The 22,578-nt window shown below is 73.8% G+C and carries 26 protein-coding genes; 11 read left to right on the top strand and 15 right to left on the bottom strand.

Annotated features, from left to right (window positions below; translation table 11 throughout):
- Nucleotides 1–75 precede the first annotated feature (75 nt).
- Nucleotides 76–447, bottom strand: a complete 372-nt coding sequence (locus tag ACZ53K_RS10400) for an ArsR/SmtB family transcription factor (RefSeq protein WP_468833721.1) — start codon at nt 445–447, stop codon at nt 76–78.
- Between the two features lie 164 nt (nt 448–611).
- Between ACZ53K_RS10400 and ACZ53K_RS10395 the strand changes: the two genes are divergently transcribed.
- On the top strand, nt 612–998 hold the full coding sequence (locus tag ACZ53K_RS10395) for a nuclear transport factor 2 family protein (protein WP_468833720.1): 387 nt from the start codon (nt 612–614) through the stop codon (nt 996–998).
- On the opposite strand, the gene ACZ53K_RS10390 is transcribed toward ACZ53K_RS10395, so the two are convergent.
- Entirely contained in the window at nt 956–2,590 is a 1,635-nt protein-coding gene (locus tag ACZ53K_RS10390; protein ID WP_468834007.1) for a CocE/NonD family hydrolase, read from the bottom strand. The two genes, ACZ53K_RS10395 and ACZ53K_RS10390, sit on opposite strands and share 43 nt — an antisense overlap.
- A gap of 210 nt (nt 2,591–2,800) precedes the next feature.
- Here ACZ53K_RS10390 and ACZ53K_RS10385 point away from each other — a divergent pair, with 210 nt between their 5' ends.
- A complete protein-coding gene (locus ACZ53K_RS10385) occupies nt 2,801–3,493 on the top strand; it encodes a TetR/AcrR family transcriptional regulator (RefSeq protein WP_468834006.1) in 693 nt (230 codons plus the stop codon).
- Between the two features lie 155 nt (nt 3,494–3,648).
- Here the strand turns inward: ACZ53K_RS10385 and ACZ53K_RS10380 are convergent, their stop codons facing one another.
- Complete coding sequence (locus tag ACZ53K_RS10380; RefSeq protein WP_468833719.1) at nt 3,649–4,728, bottom strand: MFS transporter; 1,080 nt, start codon at nt 4,726–4,728, stop codon at nt 3,649–3,651.
- Between ACZ53K_RS10380 and ACZ53K_RS10375 the strand changes: the two genes are divergently transcribed.
- Nucleotides 4,727–5,314 (top strand): AAA family ATPase, encoded by a 588-nt coding sequence (locus ACZ53K_RS10375; RefSeq protein WP_468833716.1) that lies wholly within the window; start codon nt 4,727–4,729, stop codon nt 5,312–5,314. The two genes, ACZ53K_RS10380 and ACZ53K_RS10375, sit on opposite strands and share 2 nt — an antisense overlap.
- Nucleotides 5,315–5,361: 47 nt before the next feature.
- Here the strand turns inward: ACZ53K_RS10375 and ACZ53K_RS10370 are convergent, their stop codons facing one another.
- Complete coding sequence (locus tag ACZ53K_RS10370; protein ID WP_468833715.1) at nt 5,362–5,802, bottom strand: hypothetical protein; 441 nt, start codon at nt 5,800–5,802, stop codon at nt 5,362–5,364.
- A gap of 286 nt (nt 5,803–6,088) precedes the next feature.
- On the opposite strand from ACZ53K_RS10370, the gene ACZ53K_RS10365 reads away from it, so the two are divergent.
- The 3 genes from ACZ53K_RS10365 (at nt 6,089) to ACZ53K_RS10355 (ending at nt 7,495) form a co-directional block, all read left to right on the top strand.
- On the top strand, nt 6,089–6,595 hold the full coding sequence (locus tag ACZ53K_RS10365; RefSeq protein ID WP_468833714.1) for a DUF5949 family protein: 507 nt from the start codon (nt 6,089–6,091) through the stop codon (nt 6,593–6,595).
- A gap of 122 nt (nt 6,596–6,717) precedes the next feature.
- Nucleotides 6,718–6,912, top strand: a complete 195-nt coding sequence (locus ACZ53K_RS10360) for an antitoxin (RefSeq protein ID WP_468833711.1) — start codon at nt 6,718–6,720, stop codon at nt 6,910–6,912.
- 229 nt (nt 6,913–7,141) lie between these two features.
- Complete coding sequence (locus tag ACZ53K_RS10355) at nt 7,142–7,495, top strand: STAS domain-containing protein (protein WP_468833710.1); 354 nt, start codon at nt 7,142–7,144, stop codon at nt 7,493–7,495.
- Between the two features lie 35 nt (nt 7,496–7,530).
- Here the strand turns inward: ACZ53K_RS10355 and amaB are convergent, their stop codons facing one another.
- The 5 genes from amaB to ACZ53K_RS10330 form a co-directional block, all read right to left on the bottom strand.
- Nucleotides 7,531–9,066 (bottom strand): L-piperidine-6-carboxylate dehydrogenase, encoded by a 1,536-nt coding sequence (gene amaB / locus ACZ53K_RS10350; RefSeq protein WP_468833709.1) that lies wholly within the window; start codon nt 9,064–9,066, stop codon nt 7,531–7,533.
- Between the two features lie 85 nt (nt 9,067–9,151).
- Entirely contained in the window at nt 9,152–10,558 is a 1,407-nt protein-coding gene (gene hglS / locus ACZ53K_RS10345) for a 2-oxoadipate dioxygenase/decarboxylase (protein WP_468833707.1), read from the bottom strand.
- Nucleotides 10,559–10,584: 26 nt separating this feature from the next.
- Complete coding sequence (locus ACZ53K_RS10340; RefSeq protein ID WP_468833704.1) at nt 10,585–11,862, bottom strand: NAD(P)/FAD-dependent oxidoreductase; 1,278 nt, start codon at nt 11,860–11,862, stop codon at nt 10,585–10,587.
- 177 nt (nt 11,863–12,039) lie between these two features.
- On the bottom strand, nt 12,040–12,756 hold the full coding sequence (locus tag ACZ53K_RS10335; protein ID WP_468833703.1) for a hypothetical protein: 717 nt from the start codon (nt 12,754–12,756) through the stop codon (nt 12,040–12,042).
- A gap of 3 nt (nt 12,757–12,759) precedes the next feature.
- Nucleotides 12,760–13,341 (bottom strand): RNA polymerase sigma factor, encoded by a 582-nt coding sequence (locus tag ACZ53K_RS10330; protein ID WP_468833701.1) that lies wholly within the window; start codon nt 13,339–13,341, stop codon nt 12,760–12,762.
- A gap of 346 nt (nt 13,342–13,687) precedes the next feature.
- Here ACZ53K_RS10330 and ACZ53K_RS10325 point away from each other — a divergent pair, with 346 nt between their 5' ends.
- Nucleotides 13,688–14,512, top strand: a complete 825-nt coding sequence (locus tag ACZ53K_RS10325) for an SAM-dependent methyltransferase (RefSeq protein WP_468833699.1) — start codon at nt 13,688–13,690, stop codon at nt 14,510–14,512.
- Between the two features lie 60 nt (nt 14,513–14,572).
- On the opposite strand, the gene ACZ53K_RS10320 is transcribed toward ACZ53K_RS10325, so the two are convergent.
- Nucleotides 14,573–14,758: a hypothetical protein gene (locus ACZ53K_RS10320; RefSeq protein ID WP_468833696.1), complete on the bottom strand. Its 186-nt coding sequence runs from the start codon at nt 14,756–14,758 to the stop codon at nt 14,573–14,575.
- A gap of 112 nt (nt 14,759–14,870) precedes the next feature.
- Nucleotides 14,871–15,068 (bottom strand): CsbD family protein, encoded by a 198-nt coding sequence (locus ACZ53K_RS10315; protein ID WP_468833694.1) that lies wholly within the window; start codon nt 15,066–15,068, stop codon nt 14,871–14,873.
- A 217-nt stretch (nt 15,069–15,285) separates the two neighbouring features.
- Here ACZ53K_RS10315 and ACZ53K_RS10310 point away from each other — a divergent pair, with 217 nt between their 5' ends.
- Together ACZ53K_RS10310 and ACZ53K_RS10305 are read left to right on the top strand one after the other, a co-directional pair.
- Nucleotides 15,286–16,386: a hypothetical protein gene (locus ACZ53K_RS10310; RefSeq protein ID WP_468833692.1), complete on the top strand. Its 1,101-nt coding sequence runs from the start codon at nt 15,286–15,288 to the stop codon at nt 16,384–16,386.
- Nucleotides 16,387–16,524: 138 nt separating this feature from the next.
- The gene (locus ACZ53K_RS10305; protein ID WP_468833690.1) at nt 16,525–17,145 is read left to right on the top strand and encodes a hypothetical protein; all 621 of its coding nucleotides are present in this window, start codon (nt 16,525–16,527) and stop codon (nt 17,143–17,145) included.
- A gap of 33 nt (nt 17,146–17,178) precedes the next feature.
- Here the strand turns inward: ACZ53K_RS10305 and ACZ53K_RS10300 are convergent, their stop codons facing one another.
- The 3 genes from ACZ53K_RS10300 to ACZ53K_RS10290 all read right to left on the bottom strand — a co-directional run bounded on the left by ACZ53K_RS10300 (nt 17,179) and on the right by ACZ53K_RS10290 (nt 19,211).
- Entirely contained in the window at nt 17,179–17,658 is a 480-nt protein-coding gene (locus ACZ53K_RS10300) for an NUDIX hydrolase (protein ID WP_468833689.1), read from the bottom strand.
- A 77-nt stretch (nt 17,659–17,735) separates the two neighbouring features.
- Complete coding sequence (locus ACZ53K_RS10295; protein ID WP_468833686.1) at nt 17,736–18,350, bottom strand: hypothetical protein; 615 nt, start codon at nt 18,348–18,350, stop codon at nt 17,736–17,738.
- Nucleotides 18,351–18,410: 60 nt separating this feature from the next.
- Complete coding sequence (locus ACZ53K_RS10290) at nt 18,411–19,211, bottom strand: glutamate racemase (RefSeq protein ID WP_468833684.1); 801 nt, start codon at nt 19,209–19,211, stop codon at nt 18,411–18,413.
- 129 nt (nt 19,212–19,340) lie between these two features.
- Here ACZ53K_RS10290 and ACZ53K_RS10285 point away from each other — a divergent pair, with 129 nt between their 5' ends.
- A complete protein-coding gene (locus ACZ53K_RS10285) occupies nt 19,341–20,498 on the top strand; it encodes a glycosyltransferase (RefSeq protein ID WP_468834003.1) in 1,158 nt (385 codons plus the stop codon).
- Between the two features lie 7 nt (nt 20,499–20,505).
- Here ACZ53K_RS10285 and ACZ53K_RS10280 read toward each other — a convergent pair whose 3' ends face one another.
- The gene (locus tag ACZ53K_RS10280) at nt 20,506–21,855 is read right to left on the bottom strand and encodes a TerD family protein (protein ID WP_468833682.1); all 1,350 of its coding nucleotides are present in this window, start codon (nt 21,853–21,855) and stop codon (nt 20,506–20,508) included.
- A gap of 258 nt (nt 21,856–22,113) precedes the next feature.
- On the opposite strand from ACZ53K_RS10280, the gene ACZ53K_RS10275 reads away from it, so the two are divergent.
- Entirely contained in the window at nt 22,114–22,578 is a 465-nt protein-coding gene (locus tag ACZ53K_RS10275; RefSeq protein ID WP_468833680.1) for a DUF6643 family protein, read from the top strand.

The following is a 22,578-nucleotide window of genomic DNA, read 5'->3' as shown; positions in this document are numbered from 1 at the left end:
AACGGACCATCCGGACGGTGCACCGGCAGCGCGAGACGCCCGGCGGGCGGACTCGCGGCAGCACGGCCACCCCCGTCAGGAGTGCAGCACCTCGCATGCTCCAGCCCCATGCACTCCCTCGGCCACCGTCACCTCGGGATCACTCCCGGCGGCAGCCAGCACCACGTCCAGCAACCCCGGGAAGCGCGCCTCCAGATCCGCCCGCCGCAGGTGCATCACCAGGCGGCGGCCCTCCCGCCGCTGGTGGAGCACGCCGCTCTCCCGCAGTACGCGCCAGTGGTGACTGGCGGTGGATTTGGACACTTCGGGCAGCAGCTCACCACAGGAGCGCTCGACTCCATGGGCGGCGAGCCGGTGCACGATGCGCAGCCGGATCGGGTGCGCGAACGCCTCCAGGACGTCCGCGATGCGCAGTTCGGCACGGTCGGGGTGACTCAGTACGGCCATGCTCCGAGCGTACGCGGACGGGCCGGCACGCTGCCCGCTCGCCTCCCCTCCCCGTCACTTCCCTCCCGCCCCACTTTGCTACTGTTCTAAAACATACGAACTGATGGGTCGGCAGGTCCGTACAGACCGGCCTGCCCGTACCACTCTCGCGTGAAGGAGCCCTCATGACCGTCTACGAGGACAACTACTCCCTCGGCAAGCAGTTCCACGCCGCACTCGCCACCGCCGACTGGGACGCGATCCGCGCCCTGCTGCACGAGGACGCCACCTGGGAGCTGCCCGGCGACAACACCATCTCCGGGATGGCGCGCGGGGCGGACGCCGTCGTCGAGCGCGCCCGCAAGATCGCCGGGTACGGCCTGAACTTCACCCTGCTGCACATCCTCGTCAGCCCCCGCAACATGGCACTGTCCCTGCACAACACGGCACAGCGCAGCGACCTGGTCCTGGACGAGCACCTGTCCACGGTGTGCACCGTGCGCGACGGCAGGATCGCGGCCATCGAGACCTATCTGTCCGACGTGGACGGCATGAACGCCTTCTTCGTCTGAGGGAGCACCAGCGCCGACGGGTGATGCAGCGAGATCTCGACGGGCACCAGCCGGGTGGCCGTCGGCAGGGGCTCACCCGTCCCGGTGTTGCGGGCGAAGCGCGGGTGGGCGCCGCCGCTGATCTGGAGGCGGATGCGGTGCCCCGCGGCGAAGGAGTGGGCGGCGGGGCTCATCGTCACCGTCACCTCCGCCGGGCCGGGCGCGGTGGCGACGGAGTCCAGCCGCCGTATCCCGTCGCAGATGTTGACCGACCGGCCCCGTTCGTCGACGTCGCAGAGCCGGGCGAAGACATCGGCGTACCCGGTGTCGGTGGCGACCCGCAGCTCCACGGAGACCGCGCCGACGACGTCGACCGGCTCGGTGAGCGGCGGGGTGGTGAAGGTCAGCACGTCGTCGCGGGCCTCCAGGGCGGCATTGTCCCGGGGCCCGGCCGTCCGGCTGAGCAGAGGTCCGCCGACCGAGGGTGTCGGATCGGCCGGGTCGTAGCGGAAGGAATGCGGCGGTGCGCCCTCGGGTGCGCGGGGGCTGAGCGCGCCGTCGCCGGCACCGTCGCTGTCGAGGTACCAGCGGTGGTCCGTCGCGACCGGAGGCCAGTCGGGCAGGTCGCGCCACTCCTGGCTGCCTCCCACGTGTACGCGCGCCCGCGTCCCGCGCAGGCCGGACGGGTCGTCGCACAGGTGGGCCCGCAGCCAGGCGAGGGTTTCCGCGAAGACCTCCGGCCAGCCCTGCTGCATCGCGGAGTTGTGGGTCCAGGGGCCGATGAGCAGGGTGGCGTCGCAGCCGGCGCGCCGCAGCCGGTCGTACTGCTGAAGCGTCTGGTCGAGGCACACGTCGTGCCAGCCGGTGATCAGACTGGTCGGCACGGTCGGCCGTACGGCAGCGGCGCCCGCGTCGCCACCCTGCCAGTAGGCGTCGTCCGGGGCGGGCCGGGCCATCGCCTCGTCCAGGAGCGGCACTCGGCCGCCGAAGCCGGGTACGTACGTCTCACCGAGCGGCAGCGTCCTGGTGATGCCCCTGAGGTGGCGTTGCAGGCGCAGCGCGGCGCGCGCGAAGGCCAGGGCGCCCCGGCCGTAGTGCATCCGGCCGACAGCGGAGACCAACGCATTCTCCAAGGCGAACGGGCCGGGGAGCTGCCCCTTGAAGGGGTAGAAGAAGCCGTGCATGTCGTGCACACCGACCTGGACCACCATCGCGCGCAGTTCCGGCGGCGGGTCGGCCGCGAGGGCCCACTGTGCGAAGCCGAGCGCGCTGGGCCCCATCGTGCCGAGGACGCCGGTGAACCAGGGTTGCCGGCGCAGCCACTCGACGGTCGCCCGGCCGTCGGCGGCCTCGTGCTGCCACGGGGCGTACTCGCCGCCGGAACCGCCAGTGCCGCGGCTGCTCTGCAGGACGACGTGAAAGCCCTGCTCGGCGAAGAGAACACCGAACATCGGCGCCCAGGGGATGCCGCGGCCGTACGGCGAGCGGACCAGCAGCGTGGGGAAGCCGCCGTCGGCCCGGGGGAAGTAGCGGTCGGTCAGCAGCGGGCTGCCGTCGGCGGCGGGCACCACGAGTCCGGGCTGACAGGCGACGTCGTAGCGCTTGCCCGGCATGTCGCGCAGGGTCCGCCGCACGGCTCTGACCGGCAAGGACGGCTTTTTCGTCGGGGGGTGGTACGTCGCCGTGGTCACGGTTCCTCGATTCCTGGTGCGGACCGATTTATTTTCCGTACGTTGTACGAGAATAGCGGATGGTTGGATGGCGGCGGACAGCAGAGAGAGGTTGCCGTGACCCGTACAGGCACATCCGGCCGCGCCGCCGGGGTGGATCCGGAAGCGCTCTGGACACCGGCCGAGCGGCCGCGCCGCGGACGCCCCCCGGCGCACAGCCGTGCCGAGATCACCGCCGCGGCCGTCGGCCTCGCCGACACCGAAGGACTCGGTGCCGTCACGATGCGCGCGGTCGCGGCCCGTATCGGGGCCGGCACGATGTCGCTCTACAGCTACGTCCCCACCAAGGAGACGCTGCTGGAGCTGATGATCGACCAGGTCAGCGGCGAGCACCGGCTGCCGCCCGGGCCGTCCGGCGACTGGCGCGCGGACCTGCGGCAGCTCTTTTGCGAGCAGCGCGCGGTCATGCGGCGCCACCCGTGGCTGCCGGCAGCGCTGCCCGCGCGGCAGACGTTCGGCCCGAACACCCTCGCCGCCCTGGAGTACGCGCTCACCGTCCTCGCGTCCGCGAAGCTGGACGCCCAGGCCGGGCTGGAGGTCTTCAGCCTGCTCTCCGGCTTTGTGGCGAGCCATGTCACCCACGAACTCGCCCAGGAAGCGGCGGGTGACGCCGCCGACCGCGCCTTCCACGAAGCGCAGGCCCGCTACCTGCGCTCCCCCGCCGTCACGGCCGCCTCCCCGAAGGTCGCCGAAGCCCTGACGGCACCGGGCGGTGCCCCCTCGCCCGACGCGACCTTCGACCGGCTCCTCAGCCGCATGATCAACGGGCTGACGGCGACGGGGTGACCCCGCCCGAGCGAACAGTTCGTGGTGCACCACCGCCGCCGGCACCGCGCCGATTCCGCCGAATCCGGCCGTCATTCCGACGATGCGCATCGTGGAATTGATGCCCGACGCCATACCGGAACGGGCGGCGGACACCAGGCCGATGGCGACATTGCTCATTTCCCCGTTGATGAGTCCGGCCCCCAGTCCGCCGACGGCTCCCCCGACGGCGTACTCCCACCCGTCACCGATCGCACCGCCGCGCAACGGCACGCAGGCGAGCAGTACCGCACCCACCGCCACCAGGAATTGCCCGGTGGCCAGCAGAACACGGGACGAGAGCCGTCGCGCCGGCCGGGCACCCAACGGGCCCGCGACGAACAGGGGAACGGCGAATGGCAGCACCGCCAGCCCCGCCTGCAAAGGGCTGTAGCCCGCCACCCGGACTGCGGCGCCGTGACCAGGGAGTGCACGAACAGCAGGACGGCGCCGGTGAAGATGGTCAGCCCGGCGGCGTCCATCCGTACGGCGGACGGATCACGCGACTCGCGCGTCCCCCGGAAGCCCAGGACGAGCATCGCGACACCGAACGGCACATTGAGCCAGAAGGCCCACCGCCACCCGCCGGCCGCGACGGCCAATCCGCCGACGAACGGGCCGAGGGCGGCGCCGAGGCCGGAGGCCACACCGAAAACGGCAAACGCGCGGGTACGGCGGGGGCCGGTGAATTCACCGGCCAGCAGCGCCAGCGACGAGCTGAACATGCCTGCCGCGCCCACTCCTTGAACCATTCTCCCGGCGTTCAGCCAGAGCATTTCCGGCGCCGCTCCCGCCAGCAGCGAACCGGCGGTGAACAGGAGAAGCCCGGTCAGGAACACCCTTCGGCGGCCCAGCAGATCGGCGAGCCCGCCGCCCGCCATCAGCAGCGCGGCAAAAGCCATGGTGTAACCGTTGACCACCCGTTGCTGGTCACTGAAATCCACCGGGAATTCCCGCTGGACGTCCCGGAGGGCGACCGCCACGACGGTGTAGTCGAGGGGCAGCAGAAAGGTGGTCACACTGCTGACCCAGAGCGTGCGCAGGGCGTAATTGTTGCGAGGAGCCGGTTTCTTCACGCCGCCGGCCCTTCCAGCGGCGGATACGCCACGCTGGCAGGTATCGGACATGATCGGCACGGGCGCTACGATGCCCCGCGGAGCGGCCCCCGGGGCGCCCGCAGCCGGCCGAAGCCCTCGCGGAAAGGCAGCCCAGCCCATGACGGCACACTCCACCGACAGCGCGCCCGCCGCGCCCCAGGGGCCCTGGCTCGGCCCGGGGGTCGTGGTCCTGACGGGCATTCAGGCGGCCGGGAAGTCCAGCGTGGCGCAGGCGCTCGCCGAGCGGCTGACGCGGTCGGTGCATCTGCGCGGCGACACGTTCCGGCGCATGGTCGTCCGGGGGCGGGAGGAGATGACGCCGGACGCCGGCGAGTCGGCCGTCGCGCAGCTGCGGCTGCGGCACCGGCTGACCGCCGCCTGCGCCGACCAGTACGCCCAGGCCGGGTTCACCGTGATCGCGCAGGACATCCTGCTCGGCGAGCATCTGACCGAGATGGCCGAGCACATCCGGACCCGCCCGCTGGCCGTGGTCGTGCTGACCCCCAACCCGTCGGCGGTCGAGCGCCGGGAGGCGGCCCGGTCCAAGACGGCCTACGGGCCCGGCTGGAGCGTGCGGGACCTCGACTCGGCGCTGCGCGAGCACACCCCGCCGATCGGGCTGTGGCTGGACACCTCGGACCAGACCGTCGAGCAGACCGTGGACGAGATCCTCGCCCGCGCCTGGACCGAGGGCGCCATCGCCTGAGCCGGGGTCCGGACCGTCCGCGATGCACCGGCCGCCGTCCCGCCGCCTCAGTACCCCTTCGGCGGCCGGGTCGGGTCGGCCTGCTGCACCCGCTCCGCGAAGTTCGAGCCGGACTCGTCGACGCCGTACCGGTCGCGGACGTACCCGATGGTCGCGGTCATGCACGCCACCACGTCGTACGGCGTCCGCGCGGTGCCGCACAGGTGGTAGGCGGCGAAGGTCGGCGGGATGCACTGGGTGGCGCCGCGCGAGCAGTTGCGCGGATGCCCGTCGGACATGACCGGGCCCCACGCGTTGCCGTCGGTGGTGTTCACCCGCCAGCGCGGGTGGTTGTACGAGGACTCCCGCCGCGCGATCGTGACCAGCGCCGGCACGCCGTACCTGGGGTCCATGCCGGTCAGTTCGCAGGCCAGCCCGGCGTAGTCGGCCATGGCCTGCCGGCCCGACGCGTCGTCGGGGTCGTGGTACTCCACCTCGGCGAGATCCATCGGCCCCACTCCCTCCGTCACCGTGTCCGCCGCCCGGAACGCCGTGTCCCGCACCGCTGCCGGGGCCTGCCGTCATGGTGCCCGTACGGGAGACGCGCGAACCGGCCGCGGGGCCCGGCTGCCTGTCCCATGGCCGTACGGAGCCGTATCCGTGACCGTACGGAGCCGCCGTGGTCGCCGATACGGGTGACCTCGCGGCACTCGTTCGGCTGGGATGCCGGCGAGGCTCCGCCAACCGGGTGAAGCGCGCGAACGACGGCGCTTTCAGGTCACTAAGGTGCCCGCCATGACCACATCCCAGGCCACTACCGGCAACCCTCCGTACAGTCAGCTGGGCACGCTCATGATGATCGGCTGGAGCGGCGCGCACCCCGAGGACGGTCACGACGTACCCTTCCTGCTCGCCTACTCCCTCGGAGACGGCAAGGACGGCCCGGAGGCCGGCTCGGAGGCCATGGGCACCATGCTCAGCCAGGCCGGGCTGCTGGTCGGCGGCGAGCTCCAGGACGCCTCCCGCACCCCCTCGCTCCCGCTGACGCTGATCGTCGAGGCCGGCCGGGCGGTGCTGACGATGCCGATCTTCAGCGCGCAGTGCCCGGTGCCGCCGGAGTGGCTGGCGGCGGCGGACCACCGCGGCCAGGTCTACGGCATGTTCGCCACCCGGCCGTGGCCGGAGGCGAAGCCGGGCGGCCCGGTCAGCGAGGACATGCTGCGGGCCTTCGCGGGCGACGAGGGCGTGATCAAGAGTTCCGCGCACTGCCTCATCCCCGTGCGCAGCCTGCAGGGCCGCTAGACCTGCGGATGCCCCGGGGCCGAACCCCTGCCGCGCACGGGCGCGCGGCACCCCGGATGCGGATCCGGCCGGGCCCGGTGACCCTGGAGGGGTGGGGGTGCCAGTGGTGAGGAGGACGACTCATGTCCGTGATGGACAAGCTCAAGCAGATGCTCAAGGGCCACGAGGACCAGGCCGGCAAGGGTGTCGACAAGGCCGGCGACTTCGTCGACGACAAGACCCAGGGCAAGTACAGCAGCCAGGTCGACACGGCCCAGGACAAGCTCAGGGACCAGTTCGGCAATGATCAGGGCCAGAACCAGCCGCCGCAGTCCTGATCGGATGCCGTTCCGGGCCGGGCGCCGCCTGTCAGGGCGCCCGGCCCGGAACGCATGTGGCGCCACGGGCATTAGTCAATAGCCACCGCACGACTTCACCCGTTCGAGCGATACAACCTTGGCTGATCGATTCTCCCCTTACGCGTCCCGCTACCGTTTTTCCGCACCCCGGCCCCCGGTGCCAACGGCCAAAAGCCGCTCTGCGGCCTGTGCATCCGGTGGGGGCGACATGGCGGAACGTACTGCCGACGCGGCATTGCTCACTTACGCGGTCGGAGACCAGTTCGTGCTCGCGCTCAAGGGAGAGCTCGATCTCGCGCTGGCGCTGACCCTGCAACCCGCCCTCGGTGAGGCGCTGCCTCCCCGGCCGGGCACGGTTGTCGTGAACCTGGGCCAGGTCACCTTCATGGACTGCAGCGGTCTGGCTCTGCTGTGCCGGCTCCGCGGGCGGGTGACCGACTGCGGAGGCCGTCTGGTGCTGCTCGGGCCGCGCCCCGTGGTCCGCCGTCTGCTGCGCATGGCACCGCTCGACGAGCGTTTCGTCGTGATCGAGCGGCTGCTGCCCGCCCGTACGCTCAACTGACCCGCCGGACGGGCGCCCCGCGGCCCGGCCGGGCTTCAGAGGAAGCTGACGCCCTGGGCCAGCGGCAGGGAGTCCGAGTAGTTGACGGTCGTGGTGGCCCGGCGCATGTACGAGCGCCAGGCGTCGGAGCCGGACTCCCGGCCGCCACCGGTCTCCTTCTCCCCGCCGAACGCGCCGCCGATCTCCGCGCCCGACGTACCGAGGTTGACATTCGCGATGCCGCAGTCCGAGCCGTCGGCGGCCAGGAAGCGCTCGGCCTCCCGCTGGTCGCGGGTGAAGACGCTGGACGACAGGCCCTGGGGCACGCCGTTGTGCAGGGCGACGGCCTCCTCGAAGGTGCGGTAGGTCAGGACGTACAGGAGGGGCGCGAAGGTCTCCGTGCGGACGACGGCGGTCTGCGCGGGCATCCGCACCACCGCCGGGCGCACATAGGCGGCGTCCGGTACCTGATCGGCGAAGTGGAGGTCGCCGCCGGTCAGCACGGTGCCGCCATCGTCCCGCGCGGCGTCCAGTGCCTTGGCCATGGCCGCGTGGGCGGCGGGGCTGATCAGCGGCCCGACCAGGGTGCCGGCGTCGAAGGGGTTGCCGACCGGCAGCTGTTCGCAGGCGTGCACGATCTTCTCGGTCAGGCGGTCCGCGACGTCCTCGTGCACGATCAGCCGGCGCAGGGTCGTACAGCGCTGCCCCGCGGTGCCGGCGGCGGAGAAGACGATGCCGCGTACGGCCAGGTCGAGGTCGGCGGACGGGGTGACCACGGCGGCGTTGTTGCCGCCGAGTTCGAGCAGGCAGCGGCCGAAACGGGCGGCCACCCGCGGCCCCACCTCGCGGCCCATCCGGACCGAGCCGGTCGCGCTCAGCAGAGCGATACGCGGGTCGTCGACGAGCAGCGAGCCCGTCTCCCGGTCGCCGAGGAGCAGCCGGTGCACCGCGGCCGGCGCGCCGGTGTCGGCGACCGCGCGGGCCAGCAGGGCGTCGCAGGCCAGGGCGGTCAGCGGGGTGCGCTCGGAGGGTTTCCAGACGACCGGGTCGCCGCAGACCAGGGCGATGGCGGTGTTCCAGGACCAGACGGCGACGGGGAAGTTGAAGGCGGAGAGCACACCGGCCACGCCGAGCGGGTGCCAGGTCTCCGCGAGGCGGTGGCCGGGGCGCTCGCTGGCCATGGTGCGCCCGTAGAGCTGCCGGGACAGGCCCACGGCGAAGTCGCAGACGTCGGTCATCTCCCGTACCTCGCCGAGCGCTTCGGAACGGATCTTGCCGGCCTCGACGGTGACCAGGTCGGCGAGCGCGTCCTGGTGCTCGGTGAGCAGTTCGCCGAAGCGTTTGACCAGCGCGCCCCGCCGGGGCGCGGGGACGGTGCGCCACTCGCGGAACGCCGCTTCGGCGGCCGCGACGGCCCGGTCGGCCTCCTCGGCGGTGGCGGCTGGCAGCCGGTACAGGACTCCGCCGGTGAGCGGCGTACGGGCGGTGATCCCGGTGCCCTCCGGGACGGCGGCGACTCCGCAGCGGCGCAGCCGGTCGGCGGCCAGGTCGCGGAGTTCGCCGGTGCTGGGGAGCTGGGTGCGGGTGCTCACGGAGGTGGCTCCTTCGGTGCGGGTGAGGGTGGCGCGGGGACGGCCGGCGGGCGGGTGCCGGTACGGGACAGCCGGTACGCCGTCGTCAGGAGGGGCACAGGTTGCGGCGGGCGTCGTCCGCGCCCAGTGCGTCCAGCGCGCGCCGCAGTGAGGCGTCCTGCTGGGCGGCGTAGATCTCGAAGGGGTCGTGCACGGGACGGCCGACGGCTTCGGCGAGGCGGTGCTCGTCGTAGTGCGTACCGGTGCGGCCGGTGTCCCGCGTGCCGTGTCCGGTCAGGTTGGAGCTGAAGATCCCGGCGGCCGAGCGGGGCAGGAAGTCCTCGTAGACGATCGGGCGGGCGATCAGCCAGCCGTGTCCCAGCAGTCCGGCCAGGTCGGCGGGCGGGCGCCGTCCGTCGCGCGGGCGGGCGGCTGCCGGGGCGTAGGTGAAGTAGCCCAGCCCGGCGGCGGCGAGCCGCTGTTCGGAGCGCGGGAATCCGGCCTCCCAGAGGGAGCGGGCCACGTGCTGCCGGGTGGCTCCGCCGTCGGTTCCGGCGTCGGCGAGCCGCCGGTCCGTTTCCGCGACGAGCGCGTCGTAGCGGGCGCGGCCCGTACGGCTCAGGGCGGTGCCGCGCGCCTCGACCTCGCCGAACCGTACCCGCAGCGCGCCGGTGGTCACGCTGCCGTCCGGTTCGCGGAAGGCGCGGGGTTCGTCCAGCGCGCGGAAGGAGGTCTGGCGCAGCAGGACGTCGGGGCCGTCCCAGCGGGGTGGCCCCTGGATCTCGTCGATCATGGTGATGCCGCGGTCCGCCATCCGCCGGTAGAGCGTGTCGATGTCCAGTACACGGGGCGTGAGGTGGTTGATGTGGGTGCTGGTGACGCCGCCGATGTCGGCGGCGACGGCGGAGATCCGGGCGAGTTCGCGGTACCAGGCGCGGTCCACCGGCTCGGGGGACAGTTCGAAGGCGGCGACCGCCAGCGTGAGGAAGCGTTCGGCCTGCTCCGGTACGAGTCCCTGCTCGCGTTCGGCACGCCCGGCGAGTGTGAGCAGGTCGGGCGGGAAGAGGGTGCGGCGGGCCAGGAAGGTTTCCAGCCGGGCCGTCAGGCCGTCGTCGAAGAAGCGGCGGTCGGCGGTGGTGAGCAGGGAGGTGAAGACGCGGAAGGGGTTGCGGTCGAGTTCCTCCGGCTCGACGGGCCGGAAGGCGGTGGAGACCACCGGTACGGTGCTGGTGGCGGCGTCCCGCAGGTCGTAGAAGCCCACCGGGTGCATCCCCAGCGCGGCGAACACCTGTGCCGCTTGTCGCAGTTCGCCGGGCGTGCCGACGCGGATGGCGCCGTGCCGCTCGGCGGCGACCCTGCCCGCCACCCGGCGGGCCTGCGGATCGCGGCGCGCGATCTCGTCGTTCACCTCGCCCGTCACCTCAAGGAGGGTGGTGTACGCGGGGACCTCGGCGCCGTACATGCCGGACAGCCGGCGGGCGAAGGCGGCGCGCAGCCGCCAGGTGGGGATCATGCGGTCCTCCAGAGCGTTGCCGGGCGTCAGATGATGTGTGCCTCCGGGCGGGCGCCCTCGTGCCACGCGTGCTCCGCCTCCCCCGCGCCGGCCGGGCGGCCGTCGAACCGGGTGGCGGCCAGCGGGCCGACGTCGAGGAACGGCTCCCGGCCCAGGTAGAGGTCGCGGACCAGCTCCCCCACGGCGGGCGCCTGGAGGAAGCCGTGGCCGGAGAACCCGGTGGCGTACAGGAAGCGGGAGACGTCGGCGGCCTCGCCGATGAAGGCGTTGTTGTCGGGGGTGGTCTCGTACAGCCCGGCCCAGCCGTGGCTGACCGGCATCGCGGCCAGGGCGGGCGCCCGGCGGCCGACGGCCTCGCGGAAGGGCTCCAGCCACTCCCGGCTGAATTCCCGGCCGAAGCCCGGCTCCTGGCGCGGGTCGGACATGCCCAGCAGCAGCCCGCCCGTGCCGTCGTTGTGGAAGTAGGCCGTGGAGGTGAAGTCGAGGGTGAAGGGGATGCGGGGCGGTGGGGTGTCCAGCGGCCCGGTGAAGGCGATCTGCCGGCGCAGCGGGGTCACGGGCAGCCGTACCCCGGCCATCGCGCCGACCTCGGCGGACCAGGCGCCCGCGCAGCAGATGACGGTGCCGGTGCGGACGGTGCCGCGTGGTGTCCGTACCGCGTCGAGGGCGCCGCCGCTGGTGTCGATCGCGGTGACGGGGCAGTGCGTACGGATGGCCGCGCCGAGACCGGCGGCCGCGCGCAGGTAGCCGGTCACCGCTTCCCGGGGGAGGGCGTAACCGTCGGTGGGGCAGTGGGCGGCGGCGACGATGCTGTCCGGATCGAGGTAGGGGCACAGGCCGGCGGCCCCGGCCGGGCCGATGATCCGGCTGGGCACCCCGAGTGCGTTCTGTGCCGCCACCCCCTCCTCGAAGAGGGCGCGTTCGGTGTCGTCGCCGAGCAGGAAGAGGTACCCCACGCTCTCGAAGCCGATGTCGGCGCCGGGGCGCTCGCCGAACGCCCGCCACGCCTCCAGGCTGCGCCGGCCGATGCGGATGTTGAGCGGGTCGGAGAACTGGGCGCGTACGCCGCCGATGGGCTTGCCCGAGGAGCCGGCGGCGGGCCGGTCGCGCTCCACCAGCAGTACGCCGTCGACTCCGGCCTCCGCCAGGTGGAACGCGATGCTCGCCCCGAGGACGCCACCGCCGACGATCACGACGTCGGCCCGGCCGGGGACGGGGGCTCGGGCGGCGGCCGTGGCGCTGTCCGTGGCCGGGCCGCGGGCCGGGTCCGTACTGCTGCGGTCCGTGGCCGTACGTCGCTCCATGCGGGACGCCCCTTTCCGTCGGCTCGCTCGGTGCGCTGCGGGGTGCCGCCGGGTCCGGCGGCGGACGTGCTGCCGGAATCCGGTACGTGTGGTGCCGTTGGTCCTGATGGTGACGGCCACGCTCCGCCACGTCCATGCGGCGTCCGCCCGGCCGGTCCTTTCCGGTCGCCGCGCCGGTCACTGGCTCAGATCGGCCACGAGCGTCGGCGACGGACAGGGGATCTCGCCGAAGTCCTCGTCGTCGCCCGCGACGGTGAGGCGGTTGATGACGGCCTCCAGGGCGGCGGGCAGCGTGGGCGCGAGACCGCTGTGCCACTGGACGAGCAGGGCGTGCCGGGCGGCGTCCGGCAGCAGCCGCCCGGCGTCGGAGGCGGCGGGCGGCGGCGGTTCCTCGTCCGGGGCGTGGGCGGCCTGCGTACGCCAGTAGGCCGCGTCGCGGAACTCGCCGTACCGGCGGTGGGAGAGGTACAGGCAGTAGGCCGCGGTACGGCTGCCGCCGCCGGCGCCGAACCGCCACCAGAAGTCGGCGGCCTCGGCGCGCCCGGTGATGTGCAGCAGACAGCCGAAGACCAGGGCGCCTTCGGGGTCGATCCGGTGGTCGTCGACCAGCCGGGCCAGGCTGTCCGCGGCCGCCGCCGCGTTGACCACCAGGGCGCAGGCCAGGTCGAGTTCGTGGGTGGCCTCGTCGTGGGCGCTCGGGTAGGCGGTGGGCGCCGGGGCGTCGGGGCGGGGCCCGGACGGATACGCGGCGCCCGTGTCCTCGCCGGTGTCGCCGGTGAGCCGGTCGCGGGCCGCCACGGTGTCGTAGGAGCCGTAGGACTCGGCGAGCACGTCGGCGGCGGCTGCCAGCAGGGACTCGATGGTGTCCCGGCCGGCCTGGTGGGTGTGCGGCATGGGTCACTTACCCTTCGTGGGGCCCGGTTCGATGCCCAGTGCGGCGGCGAGCCTGCGTTTGCCCCGGCTGGCGTGGGAGCGGACGGTGGCCTCGTCGACGCCGAGCAGGGCGGCTATCTGGCTGTCGGAGTACCCGACGACATGGCGCAGCACGATCACGTCGCACTGCCGCTCGGGCAGCCGCGAGATGGCCTCGTACAGGCCCAACTGGCTCTCCAGGAGCGCGAACTGCTGCTGGCACTCGCGCAGCAGCGCGCGGGTGACGACGGCGAAGGCGGCGCTCTGCGTCAGGGCCGTGGCGCGGCGGTGCCGGCACAGCCAGTCGACCACGGACTCCTTCAGGACGGCCCAGGCGTAGGCGTCCACCGAGGACTGTTTGAGCGCGTACGGCCAGCACAGGCGTAATCGCTGGTAGGCGGAGCCGGTCACCTCCAGGGCGGCGTCCTCGGTGCCGGTGTGCAGATAGGCGTAGGCCAGCCATTTGCGGTAGTGCGTCTCGTGGAACGCCTCGAAGGCGATGGCCAGCCGTCGGCCGGCCTGTCGCAGCGGGTCGCCGGCCGGGCACAGCGGCCGGTCGCGGGTCACGGCCGCTCCCGCCGGCCGTGGCGCCCGTCGCCGGATACCCGGGCCGGGGCGCGCGGCGGCAGGGGGCTGTCCCGGTACGTGCTCACGTGAAGTCCTCGTTCCGTTCGCCGCGGTCCGGGAGGCCGGCAGGCCCCGGCATCAGCGGGAGGGCGGCGGCCCTCCCTTCCAATGAACCGGAAAAGGCGCCCCGTTGTGGCACCGACCCCGAAGAAATCTCGTCGGGACGATGATGTGATGACTCGGGCACGGGGCGCCCGGCCCGCAACACGCGCCGGTGCATGAGCGCACGGTCGGCGGGTAGTGCTCCGGCGGCAGCCCGGGTGCCGTACAGGGGAGGCGGACCGCGATGAGCGAGCAGCACGGAGAACCGGTGGTGGACCTGCAACTCGACCGGGCCCACTCGGCACGGATCTACGATTACTTCCTCGGCGGCCGGACCAACTTCCTCGCCGATCGCACGGCTGCCGCGAGCGTGCTCTCCGTCTTCCCGTCGGCGGCGGTCGCCGCGCGGGTCAACCGCGAGTTCATGCACCGCGCGACCCGTGCCCTGGCGCGGGCGGGCCTGCGCCGGTTCCTGGACATCGGCACCGGCATCCCCACCTCGCCCAACCTCCACGAGATCGCCCAGGGCATCGCCCCGGACGCGCGGGTGGTCTACACGGACAACGACCCGATCGTGCTCGCCCACGCGGCCGCGCTGCTGCGCAGCAACCCGCAGGGGCGTACCGCCTACCTCCAGGCGGACGTCACCGACCCGGACAGCATCGTCACGGCGCCGCAGGTACGCGAGACCCTCGGCACCGGCCTGCCGGTCGCCCTCAGCCTGAACGCCCTGATGCACTTCGTCCCGGACGACGGGCGGGACCGGGCGCACCGGGTCGTCGAACACCTCAAGGCGTCCCTGCCCAGCGGCAGCACGCTGACCATGACCCACGCCACCGCCGACTTCGCCCCCGAGGCGATGGCCCGGATCTCGGACATCTACGCGGCGGCGGGCACGTCCGTGACCTTCCGCTCGGAGACCGAGTTCGCCTGCTTCTTCGACGGCTGGGAGCTGCTGGAGCCCGGCATCACCCTGGCGCATCACTGGCGGCCGGACGATCCGGGCGAGGTGCCACAGGTCACGGACGCGGTGGCCGTCTCCTACGCCGCCGTGGCACGCAAACCCTGACGCGGGAGCGCCGCGGGCTCGGCCACGGCGGCTGTCGTGCTGCCGGCCGTCGCCGTACTGCTAGCCGTCGCCGTGCTGGACGGTGAACTCCGGCGGCGGCTCCAAGCCCTGGATCTGCGGCAACTGGGAGACCAGTTCCATGGTCGTCGCGGTGGTCCTGCCGAGGAGCCGGGGGATTCCGGCGGCGTGTGCGGCGGTCGGTGCCGTGGTGGCGACCGAGCCCGCCAGGAGGGCCGCTGCGGCCATCTTCTTGATCATGCCGTGCACAACGAGCGGCCCGGCACACGGGTCACCCCGCCGCCCGCACCGGTGTGCGGACGGCGGGGTGCGGGCGGGGCCCGGCGGGCCGCCGCCCCGGTCAGGAGCTGCGGTCGCCCTTGTTCTTGAGGGAGTCCCGCATTCCCTGGGCCTGGCCCTTGGCGTCGTCCATCGCGTCCTTGGCCTTGCCCTTGGCCTGGTCGGTGCGGCCCTCGCCCTTCGTCCGCTCGTCGCCGGTGATCTTGCCCGTCATCTCCTTGGCCTTGCCCTTGGCCTTGTCCATGGCGCTCTCGCCCATGACCTGCTCCCTCGGTGCGGTTGGTGGGACAGCACCACGCTGCCGCAGCCGGGCACCGGCCGCATCCGGAGGCGGCTACCGGTAGCCCGCGTACGGAACGGCCGTTCCCGGCCTTCCCCGCGCGGTCGCCGGCCCCGCCTCCATTGACCTCTCCGACAGCCGGCGCCAAGGTGTTCCCCCGCAGTCCCGGACCCTCCTCGACTCCAAGGACGCTCCCATGCGAAGACGCAGCTTCGTCAGCGGCCTGGCGGGCACGGCCGCCGGCCTCGGCCTGGCCGGTACCGCGGCCCCCGCCGCCGCCTCCACCGGCACTTCCGCCACCTCCGCCCCCGGCTGGTCGGCCGTCCCGGTGCCCGATGCGCGGCCGGGCGCCCGGCTGTACGGCGTGGCGGCAGCCGGCCCCGCACTCGCCTGGGCCGTCGGCGTGGAGGGACTGGGCGGCAGCAGCGAGGGGACCGCCGTCGCGCTCCGGTGGGACGGTGCCGCCTGGTCGCGTACGGACCTGGGGCAGCTCGCCACCACCGGCCCCCTGACCGCGGTCACGGCCGCCGACGCCCGTACCGCCTGGGCGGTCGGCGCGGGCGGCCTGCTGCTGGCCTGGGACGGCACGACCTGGCGGAGATCGCCGTACCCGGGGCAGGGCGGCAGCGGCACCACGGTCACCGATGTCGCGGCGACGGGCGACGGCCGGGCGTGGGCGAGCGGGCGGCACGACGGCCGCGCCGGGCTGCTGCGCTGGGACGGCCGCCGGTGGCGCTGGTGCGCCCCGCTGCCGGACGCGGCGGCCCCCACCCCCGGACACGTGCACGTGACGCCCGGCGGTGAGGTCTGGGTGTACGGCGATGTCATCGCGCGCTGGGACGGCGCCTGGACCGTGCTCCCCCGCACCACCGGCATCCGCTCGACCGTCTCCGGGCTGCTCCCGGTGGCCCACGACGACATCTGGCTGACCGGCTTCGGCTACGGGGTGGGTGGCCCGCCCGGCAAGCCGCCCGGCGTCGTCTTCGAACACTGGGACGGTGCCCGGTGGGCGCCGGTGAAGGGGCCGTACTCCGTCGGCCTGCTCAGTTCGATCGGCGGGGACCGGCAGGGGCGCCCCGACCGGATCACCGGCTGGGACTTCTGGGACCAGAAGCGCTCCCACTACCTGCGGTGGGACGGCGCCTCCTGGGTGAGCGAGCGCGGCCCGGAGATGTCCGAGACGGCGCTGATGACGGACCTGACGCGGATTCCGGGCACGGCCGGTTACTGGTCGGTCGGCACCACGTCGTTCCACCCGGGCACCACGGCCCGGATGCACATCGAACGCTTCGGGTGAGACCGCGGTGGACGGGTGGCCGACGGGGTCCGCCGTTCACCCGTTCGCCCGTGCCGGATCGCAGCCCGCACGCGGGGCTCCTAGCGTCCGTACGGCGGAGCGTCCCCGCCTGCGTCCCCGCGGCCGAAGGAGTTCGACATGCGCCGGCTCATCGCCGTACCGACCGCACTGCTCGCCCTCGCCGTCGCCGCGTGCGGCGGTGGCGGACCGGACGACACCGCGGCGTCACCCGCCGCGTCCGGCTCCGCGCCGGGCGCGAGCCCCACGAAGAGCCTGAAGGGCAGCCCGTCCGGCGGCCCGGGGGACGGCGGCAGCGCGCGCCCGTCCGAGTCCGGCGGCTCCGGCTCCCCCGTCCCGGGCCAGCCGCTGGACTGCGGTGCGCTGCCCGACGCCATGGGCGAGGGCCTGACCGCGCAGCTCTTCTCCGGGCCCGGTGCCGGGCCGACCGCGGGCTGCGCCGAGGCCAGGAGCGTGATGACGGAGTTCTTCCGCGAGGCGGACGCGAGCTGGCCGTCGCTGACCGTACGGGGCTGGGAGTGCCAGTACGAGAACGGGCCCACCGGCACCTGGCTGAGCAGCTGCCGCAAGGACGGCGGCCGGCAGCAGATGCACACCGAGGAGGCGGGCCGCTCCGCGCCGCCGGACGCTCCCGGGCAGTCGCCGGGCGATCCGGGGCAGTCCCAGCCGCCGGAGGGGCCGGGGCTGCCCGGCGGCGAGGAGTCGCAGACCTCGATCCGCCTCCCCCGGGCTCCTGTGTGACGGCCGCGGCGGGCTACCCGGCGGCCGGGCCCGTCACGCCTTCTCGATGCCCGCGAACCAGGCCGGCCCGTCGTCAAGGGCCAACTTGATCCGCGCCACCGCGAACTCCTCCAGCTCCGGCAGGGCGTCCAGCGCGAACCAGCCCACTTCCAGCGACTCGTCGTCGTTGACGACCGCCGTGCCGCCGACGGCGCGGCAGCGCAGCGAGACGTCCATGAACTGGCACGCGTCGCCGTTCGGGTAGCGGACCTGCTGCAGCGCCTCGACGAGGATCACCCGTTCGGGAACGACGTGCACCGCCGTCTCCTCGAAGACCTCGCGCACCGCCGTCTCGGCCGGCTGCTCCCCCGGCTCCGGGATGCCGCCGATGATCGACCACATGCCGTTGTCCGCTCTGCGGCCGAGCAGGACCCGGCCGCGGTCGTCGAAGACCACGGCGCTCACGCCCGGCAGCCACAGGAGCTGGTGGCCGATGCCGGCCCGGATGTCACGGATGAAGTCGGGTGTCGCCATACCCCGCACCCTAACGACCGCGGGGTGACGGAAGCGCCGCCCGCAGCACACCCGGACGCGCGTTCGGACGCGGGAGGTCAGGGCCCGCCCGGCCGGCCCTTGTCCGTGCCGCACCTGCCGCGGATGCAGCGCACCGCGTTCTCGGCGTCGTCGACGGTGATCGTGAAGCTGCGGCCGTCGCCGAGCCGGAGCACCACGGCCTCACCGCGCCGTACGACCACGGCCGTGCCCTGCTCGGGGCGCCAGCGGTAGCCCCAGCCGCCCCAGTGGCGCGGGGTGACGCGCGGCGCGAAGTCCGCGCCGACGACGTGGTCGAGGGGGATGCGGCGGCGGGGCAGGCCCATGTGGCCGCACCGCACCTCCAGGCAGTCCTTGTCGACCCGTACGGCCACATGGACGAAGGCGAGCGTGCCGAAGAGCACCAGCAGACCGGCCAGGACACAGCCCACCACCGACATCAGCAGCGGGGCCAGACCGGAGGTCCAGGTGCTGTCGACGGCCAGCTCGATGCCCAGTGCCAGACAGGCCGCGCCGATGCCCGCCAGGAGCCACTGCACGCGGTTGGTGGCGCGCCCGTGCCACACCTCGGGGACGTCCGCGGGGTCCCGGTGACTGCCGGAGACCCCGCCGTCGCCGGCCGGGCCGCCGTGCTCGTCGGGGGCTGCTGCCCCCTCGTGGGGGTGGTCCCTCATGCCACGCAGCGTACGCGTCTTCGCCCCGCCTGGCAGCGTGTCGCGCGCGCTGCCGGGACGTCAGTGACGGGCGGGTTCCCCGGCCTGTGCCGCGCCGGCCAGGAGTCGTCCCTCGTCGTAGGCGAGTGCGGCCCCGGGCAGGCGTCCGGGCCGGCCGCTGAGGAGGACGGTGACGGTGCCGGTGGGCGCGGCCGAGGGGGCCGGGTCCGCCCCGATACGGCGCAGCGCCTGGGCGGCGACCGCCTCGGCGGAGCCGAGCAGGACGAGCGCGGGGGCGCCGGGCTGCTGGAGGGCGGCGCGGATGCGCTCGGCGACCAGCTCGTAGTGGGTGCAGCCGAGGACGACGGTCCGTACGTCACGCGGCGTGTTCGCGGCGGCGGCCGCCACGGCGGCGTCGATCGCGGCCTCGTCAGCGCTCTCGACGGCGTCGGCGAGGCCGGGGCAGGGCACGCCGGTGACCTCGATACCGGCGGCGAACCGCTCGATCAGGTCCCGCTGGTACGGGCTGCCGGTGGTGGCCGGCGTGGCCCAGATGGCGACCGGGCCGCCGGTGGCCGCGGCGGGCTTGATGGCCGGAACGGTGCCGATGACCGGCAGCGCGGGCTCCAGCTCGGCCCGCAGGGCGGGCAGGGCGTGCACGGTGGCGGTGTTGCAGGCGACGATCAGGGCGTCCGGGCGGTGTGCGGCGGCGGCGCGTGCGACGGCGAGCGCGTGCGCCGCGATGTCGTGCGGCGGGCGTGGTCCCCAGGGCATGCCGTCCGGGTCGGAGGAGATGACCAGGTCGGCGTCGGGCCGCAGCCGCCGTACCGCGGCGGCCGCCGCGAGCAGGCCGGTACCGGAGTCCATGAGCGCGATCTTCACCCGGACACTTTACGCCGGGCCGCCCGGTACTTGTCATACCGGTGATCGCCGTCCGCCGCGCCCGTGGGGCCGCCCGGCCGGTTCCGGCCACGGCGGCCGCCGGTGCGGCAGACTGCGGGCGTGGGAGCGATGGAGTGGATCGGTGCCGGGTCGCTGGCGGTCTGGGTGTGGCTGGCGCTGGGGCAGGGCTTCTTCTGGCGTACGGACGTACGGCTGCCCGCGCGCGCCGATCCGGAACGCTGGCCGCCGGTCGCCGTGGTCGTCCCGGCGCGGGACGAGGCCGCGGTGCTGCCGGTGAGCCTGCCGTCCCTGCTGGCGCAGAAGTATCCGGGCCGGGCCGAGGTGGTACTCGTCGACGACGGCAGTACGGACGGTACGGGTGAGCTGGCCCGGGAGCTGGCCGCGGGGCAGGGCGGGCTGCCGCTGACGGTCACCGCGCCCGGCGCGCCGGAGCCGGGCTGGACGGGCAAGCTGTGGGCGGTACGGCACGGCATGGCGCTGGTCCGGGAACGCGGTGACGCGGAGTACGTCCTGCTGACGGACGCGGACATCGCGCACGCCCCGGACAGCCTCCGTGAGTTGGTGGCCGCGGCCCGTTCGGCGGACCTGGACCTGGTGTCGCAGATGGCGCGGCTGCGGGTGGTGTCGCTCTGGGAGCGGCTGATCGTCCCGGCCTTCGTGTACTTCTTCGCGCAGCTGTACCCGTTCCGGTGGGTCAACCGGCCGGGGGCGCGTACCGCCGCGGCGGCCGGCGGCTGTGTGCTGCTGCGGCGGGCGGTGGCCGAGCGCGCCGGGGTGCCGGACAGCATCCGCCACGCGGTGATCGACGACGTGACGCTGGCCAGGGCGGTGCGGCGGGCGGGCGGCCGGATCTGGCTGGGGCTGGGCGACCGGGTGGAGAGCGTGCGCCCGTACGCGGGGCTGGGCACGCTGTGGCGGATGGTCTCGCGCAGCGCGTACGCGCAGCTGCGGCACAGTCCGCTGCTGCTGGCGGGGACGGTGGCCGGGCTCGCGCTCGTCTACCTGGCGCCGCCCGCCGCACTGGCCGCCGGTCTGGTGACGGGCAGTGCGACGGCGGCAGCGCTGGGCGGCGCGGCGTGGGCCGTGATGGCCGGGACGTACCTGCCGATGCTGCGCTACTACCGGCAGCCGCGCTGGCTCGCGCCGCTGCTGCCGTGCACCGCGCTGCTCTACCTGCTGATGACGGTCGACTCCGCCGTCCAGCACTACCGGGGGCGCGGGGCGGCCTGGAAAGGCCGCACCTACGGGGCGCCGGGGGCGTCCTGAGGGGCGCTCACTTGCTGGCCGGGGACCAGTTCAGCCCCCAGCTGTACGCCTCGTCGACCGTGCGCTGCGGGCTGACGCCCGGTGCGGGCACCAGGTAGCGGGCCTCGCGCTGCACGACCAGTTCGCTGCCGGTGTTGGTGATCAGGGCGAGGGCGCAGACGTTCGACGGGACGGTGCACTCGTCGAGCGAGAAGTCGACGGGGGCGCCGTACTGCGGCTGGAGGGTGACCGTCGCGTGCAGCCCGGCGAAGCTCTTGGCGCCCGCGTAGACGGTCACGAAGACCAGGATGCGCCGGATGCGGGCCTGGTGGTCCAGATTGACCGTCAGGTTCTCGCCTGCCGTGGCGGCGCCGGTGCGGTCGTCCTGGTCGAGCTGGATGTACGGCGGGACGTGCAGGGCTCCGAAGTTGCCGCCGATGGGGTGGACCACGCCCGCGCTGCCGTCGGTGAGTTCGTACAGCGCGCACAGGTCGAGGTCCAGGTCGCCGGACTGCGGCAGCAGCGCGCCGCGGGCGCCGAGCGCCTCCATGGTCTTGCGGCCCAGCTTCTTGCCGAGGCGAGCGGCGGGTTTGCCGGCCTGCTGCCAGTTCAGGTTGACCCGCAGTGTGCCCGAGGTGCCGCCCTGCTTCGTCAAGGAGACGGCGGGCGCTTCCTTCGTGAGGGTGACCTTGGAGAGGCTGACGGGCGGGGCGGGGGCGGGCACCGGCGCGGCGCCGTACGGCTGGGCGGGCGGGGCCGGAGGCGGCGGGTACGCGCCGTACGGCTGGGCGGGCGGCGCGGTCGGGGCCGCCACAGGCGCGGCGGGCGGGGCCGGGGCGGCGGCCGGGGGCTCCTCCGCCACGCTGATGCCGAAGTCCGTGGCCAGCCCGGCCAGCCCGGTGTCGTAGCCCTGCCCGACCGCCCGGAACTTCCAGGCGCCCTGCCTGCGGTACAGCTCCCCGAGGACGAAGGCGGTCTCGGCGGTGGCGTCCTGGCTGTCGAAGCGGGCCAGTTCGGCGCCGCTGCCCGCGTCGAGCACCCGGATGTGCAGCCCGGCCACCCTGCCGAAGGCGCCCCCGTCGGCGGAGGCGGCGAGCACCACCTTGTCCACGGCGGGCTCCAGCCGGGCCAGGTCGACGGCCAGACTGTCGGTTACCGCGTCCCCGGCGGGCCGCTTGCCCTCGTGGCGGACGGCGCCCGAGGCGTGCGCGGGCTGGTTGTAGAAGACGAAGTCGGCGTCGTCGCGGACCTTTCCCGCCGCGGTCAGCAGCAGCGCGGAGGCGTCCACGTCCGGGGTGCCGGGGCCGGTGCGCCATGCCAGTTCCAGCCGTACCGACGTGGCCGGTACCGCGACGTTGCTCCCCTTGGGCATCGACATGGTGGCGCCTTCCTCTCGCTTCGCTCGCCGGGCTCCGGTCCGGTGCCCCTTCCGCACGGTGGCAGGTTCCAACCTACTTGCCGAAAAATGTCCGCCGTTCATCTGATGTGGACACGGCCTTTACACGATCCCTACGGGCGATCGCGACCGTTTTTGCCAAGTTCGCTCACATTGCGGATCAGAGACTGCACACGACACGCGAAACAACCCTCTTTTCAGGCTCCCCAACCGGCACATCGTGGGCTTAACTTATGAGGTATGACCTCCCCCCGCTCTACCTACGGCGGCGGCTACTACGCTTCGCCGTCCTTCCCGGACACCCCGATCTACGATTCCCTCGTCGCTGAACGCGGCACCCCGCAGATTGCCCCGATCCGGGTCGAGTTGCCCTACGACTCCGGCTCGTCGTACATGCCGGCCCTGCCGTCGGCGCTGCCCGCGCTCCCCGCCGCGCCTTCCCAGCCGTATTCCGGCCAGGGTTATCAGGGCGCCGCGGCCCAGCCGGTCGCCCCGCTGCAGAGCACCCCGGCGCCGTACATCCCCCAGCAGGCGGCGGGCCCCCGCGGCTATCCCGCCCAGCACCAACAGCCCCAGCGCCCCGCCGGGAACGGAGGCACGGGGTACGACGCGATGCGCCCGGCCGGTCCGGTCGCCCCGCGTCCCGCGCCGTCCCCGTACGACGATCAGTACGGCGGCCGCCAGCAGTACCCCCGCGGGTACTGA

This window comes from Streptomyces sp. NPDC033221 (assembly GCF_055577005.1).
The sequence above is the reverse complement of the archived record's forward strand: the minus strand, read 5'-3'. Positions and strand labels throughout refer to the sequence as shown.

Bases quoted from the DNA above. Each gene is read 5' to 3' on its own strand.
- ACZ53K_RS10400 (WP_468833721.1), bottom strand. From the start codon at position 447: ATGGCCGTACTGAGTCACCCCGACCGTGCCGAACTGCGCATCGCGGAC.
- ACZ53K_RS10395 (WP_468833720.1), top strand. From the start codon at position 612: ATGACCGTCTACGAGGACAACTACTCCCTCGGCAAGCAGTTCCACGCC.
- ACZ53K_RS10390 (WP_468834007.1), bottom strand. From the start codon at position 2,590: ATGCCGGGCAAGCGCTACGACGTCGCCTGTCAGCCCGGACTCGTGGTG.
- ACZ53K_RS10375 (WP_468833716.1), top strand. From the start codon at position 4,727: ATGACGGCACACTCCACCGACAGCGCGCCCGCCGCGCCCCAGGGGCCC.
- ACZ53K_RS10380 (WP_468833719.1), bottom strand. From the start codon at position 4,728: ATGGGCTGGGCTGCCTTTCCGCGAGGGCTTCGGCCGGCTGCGGGCGCC.
- ACZ53K_RS10370 (WP_468833715.1), bottom strand. From the start codon at position 5,802: ATGGATCTCGCCGAGGTGGAGTACCACGACCCCGACGACGCGTCGGGC.
- ACZ53K_RS10365 (WP_468833714.1), top strand. From the start codon at position 6,089: ATGACCACATCCCAGGCCACTACCGGCAACCCTCCGTACAGTCAGCTG.
- ACZ53K_RS10360 (WP_468833711.1), top strand. From the start codon at position 6,718: ATGTCCGTGATGGACAAGCTCAAGCAGATGCTCAAGGGCCACGAGGAC.
- ACZ53K_RS10355 (WP_468833710.1), top strand. From the start codon at position 7,142: ATGGCGGAACGTACTGCCGACGCGGCATTGCTCACTTACGCGGTCGGA.
- hglS (WP_468833707.1), bottom strand. From the start codon at position 10,558: ATGATCCCCACCTGGCGGCTGCGCGCCGCCTTCGCCCGCCGGCTGTCC.
- ACZ53K_RS10340 (WP_468833704.1), bottom strand. From the start codon at position 11,862: ATGGAGCGACGTACGGCCACGGACCGCAGCAGTACGGACCCGGCCCGC.
- ACZ53K_RS10335 (WP_468833703.1), bottom strand. From the start codon at position 12,756: ATGCCGCACACCCACCAGGCCGGCCGGGACACCATCGAGTCCCTGCTG.
- ACZ53K_RS10325 (WP_468833699.1), top strand. From the start codon at position 13,688: ATGAGCGAGCAGCACGGAGAACCGGTGGTGGACCTGCAACTCGACCGG.
- ACZ53K_RS10320 (WP_468833696.1), bottom strand. From the start codon at position 14,758: ATGGCCGCAGCGGCCCTCCTGGCGGGCTCGGTCGCCACCACGGCACCG.
- ACZ53K_RS10315 (WP_468833694.1), bottom strand. From the start codon at position 15,068: ATGGGCGAGAGCGCCATGGACAAGGCCAAGGGCAAGGCCAAGGAGATG.
- ACZ53K_RS10310 (WP_468833692.1), top strand. From the start codon at position 15,286: ATGCGAAGACGCAGCTTCGTCAGCGGCCTGGCGGGCACGGCCGCCGGC.
- ACZ53K_RS10305 (WP_468833690.1), top strand. From the start codon at position 16,525: ATGCGCCGGCTCATCGCCGTACCGACCGCACTGCTCGCCCTCGCCGTC.
- ACZ53K_RS10300 (WP_468833689.1), bottom strand. From the start codon at position 17,658: ATGGCGACACCCGACTTCATCCGTGACATCCGGGCCGGCATCGGCCAC.
- ACZ53K_RS10295 (WP_468833686.1), bottom strand. From the start codon at position 18,350: ATGAGGGACCACCCCCACGAGGGGGCAGCAGCCCCCGACGAGCACGGC.
- ACZ53K_RS10285 (WP_468834003.1), top strand. From the start codon at position 19,341: ATGGAGTGGATCGGTGCCGGGTCGCTGGCGGTCTGGGTGTGGCTGGCG.
- ACZ53K_RS10280 (WP_468833682.1), bottom strand. From the start codon at position 21,855: ATGTCGATGCCCAAGGGGAGCAACGTCGCGGTACCGGCCACGTCGGTA.
- ACZ53K_RS10275 (WP_468833680.1), top strand. From the start codon at position 22,114: ATGACCTCCCCCCGCTCTACCTACGGCGGCGGCTACTACGCTTCGCCG.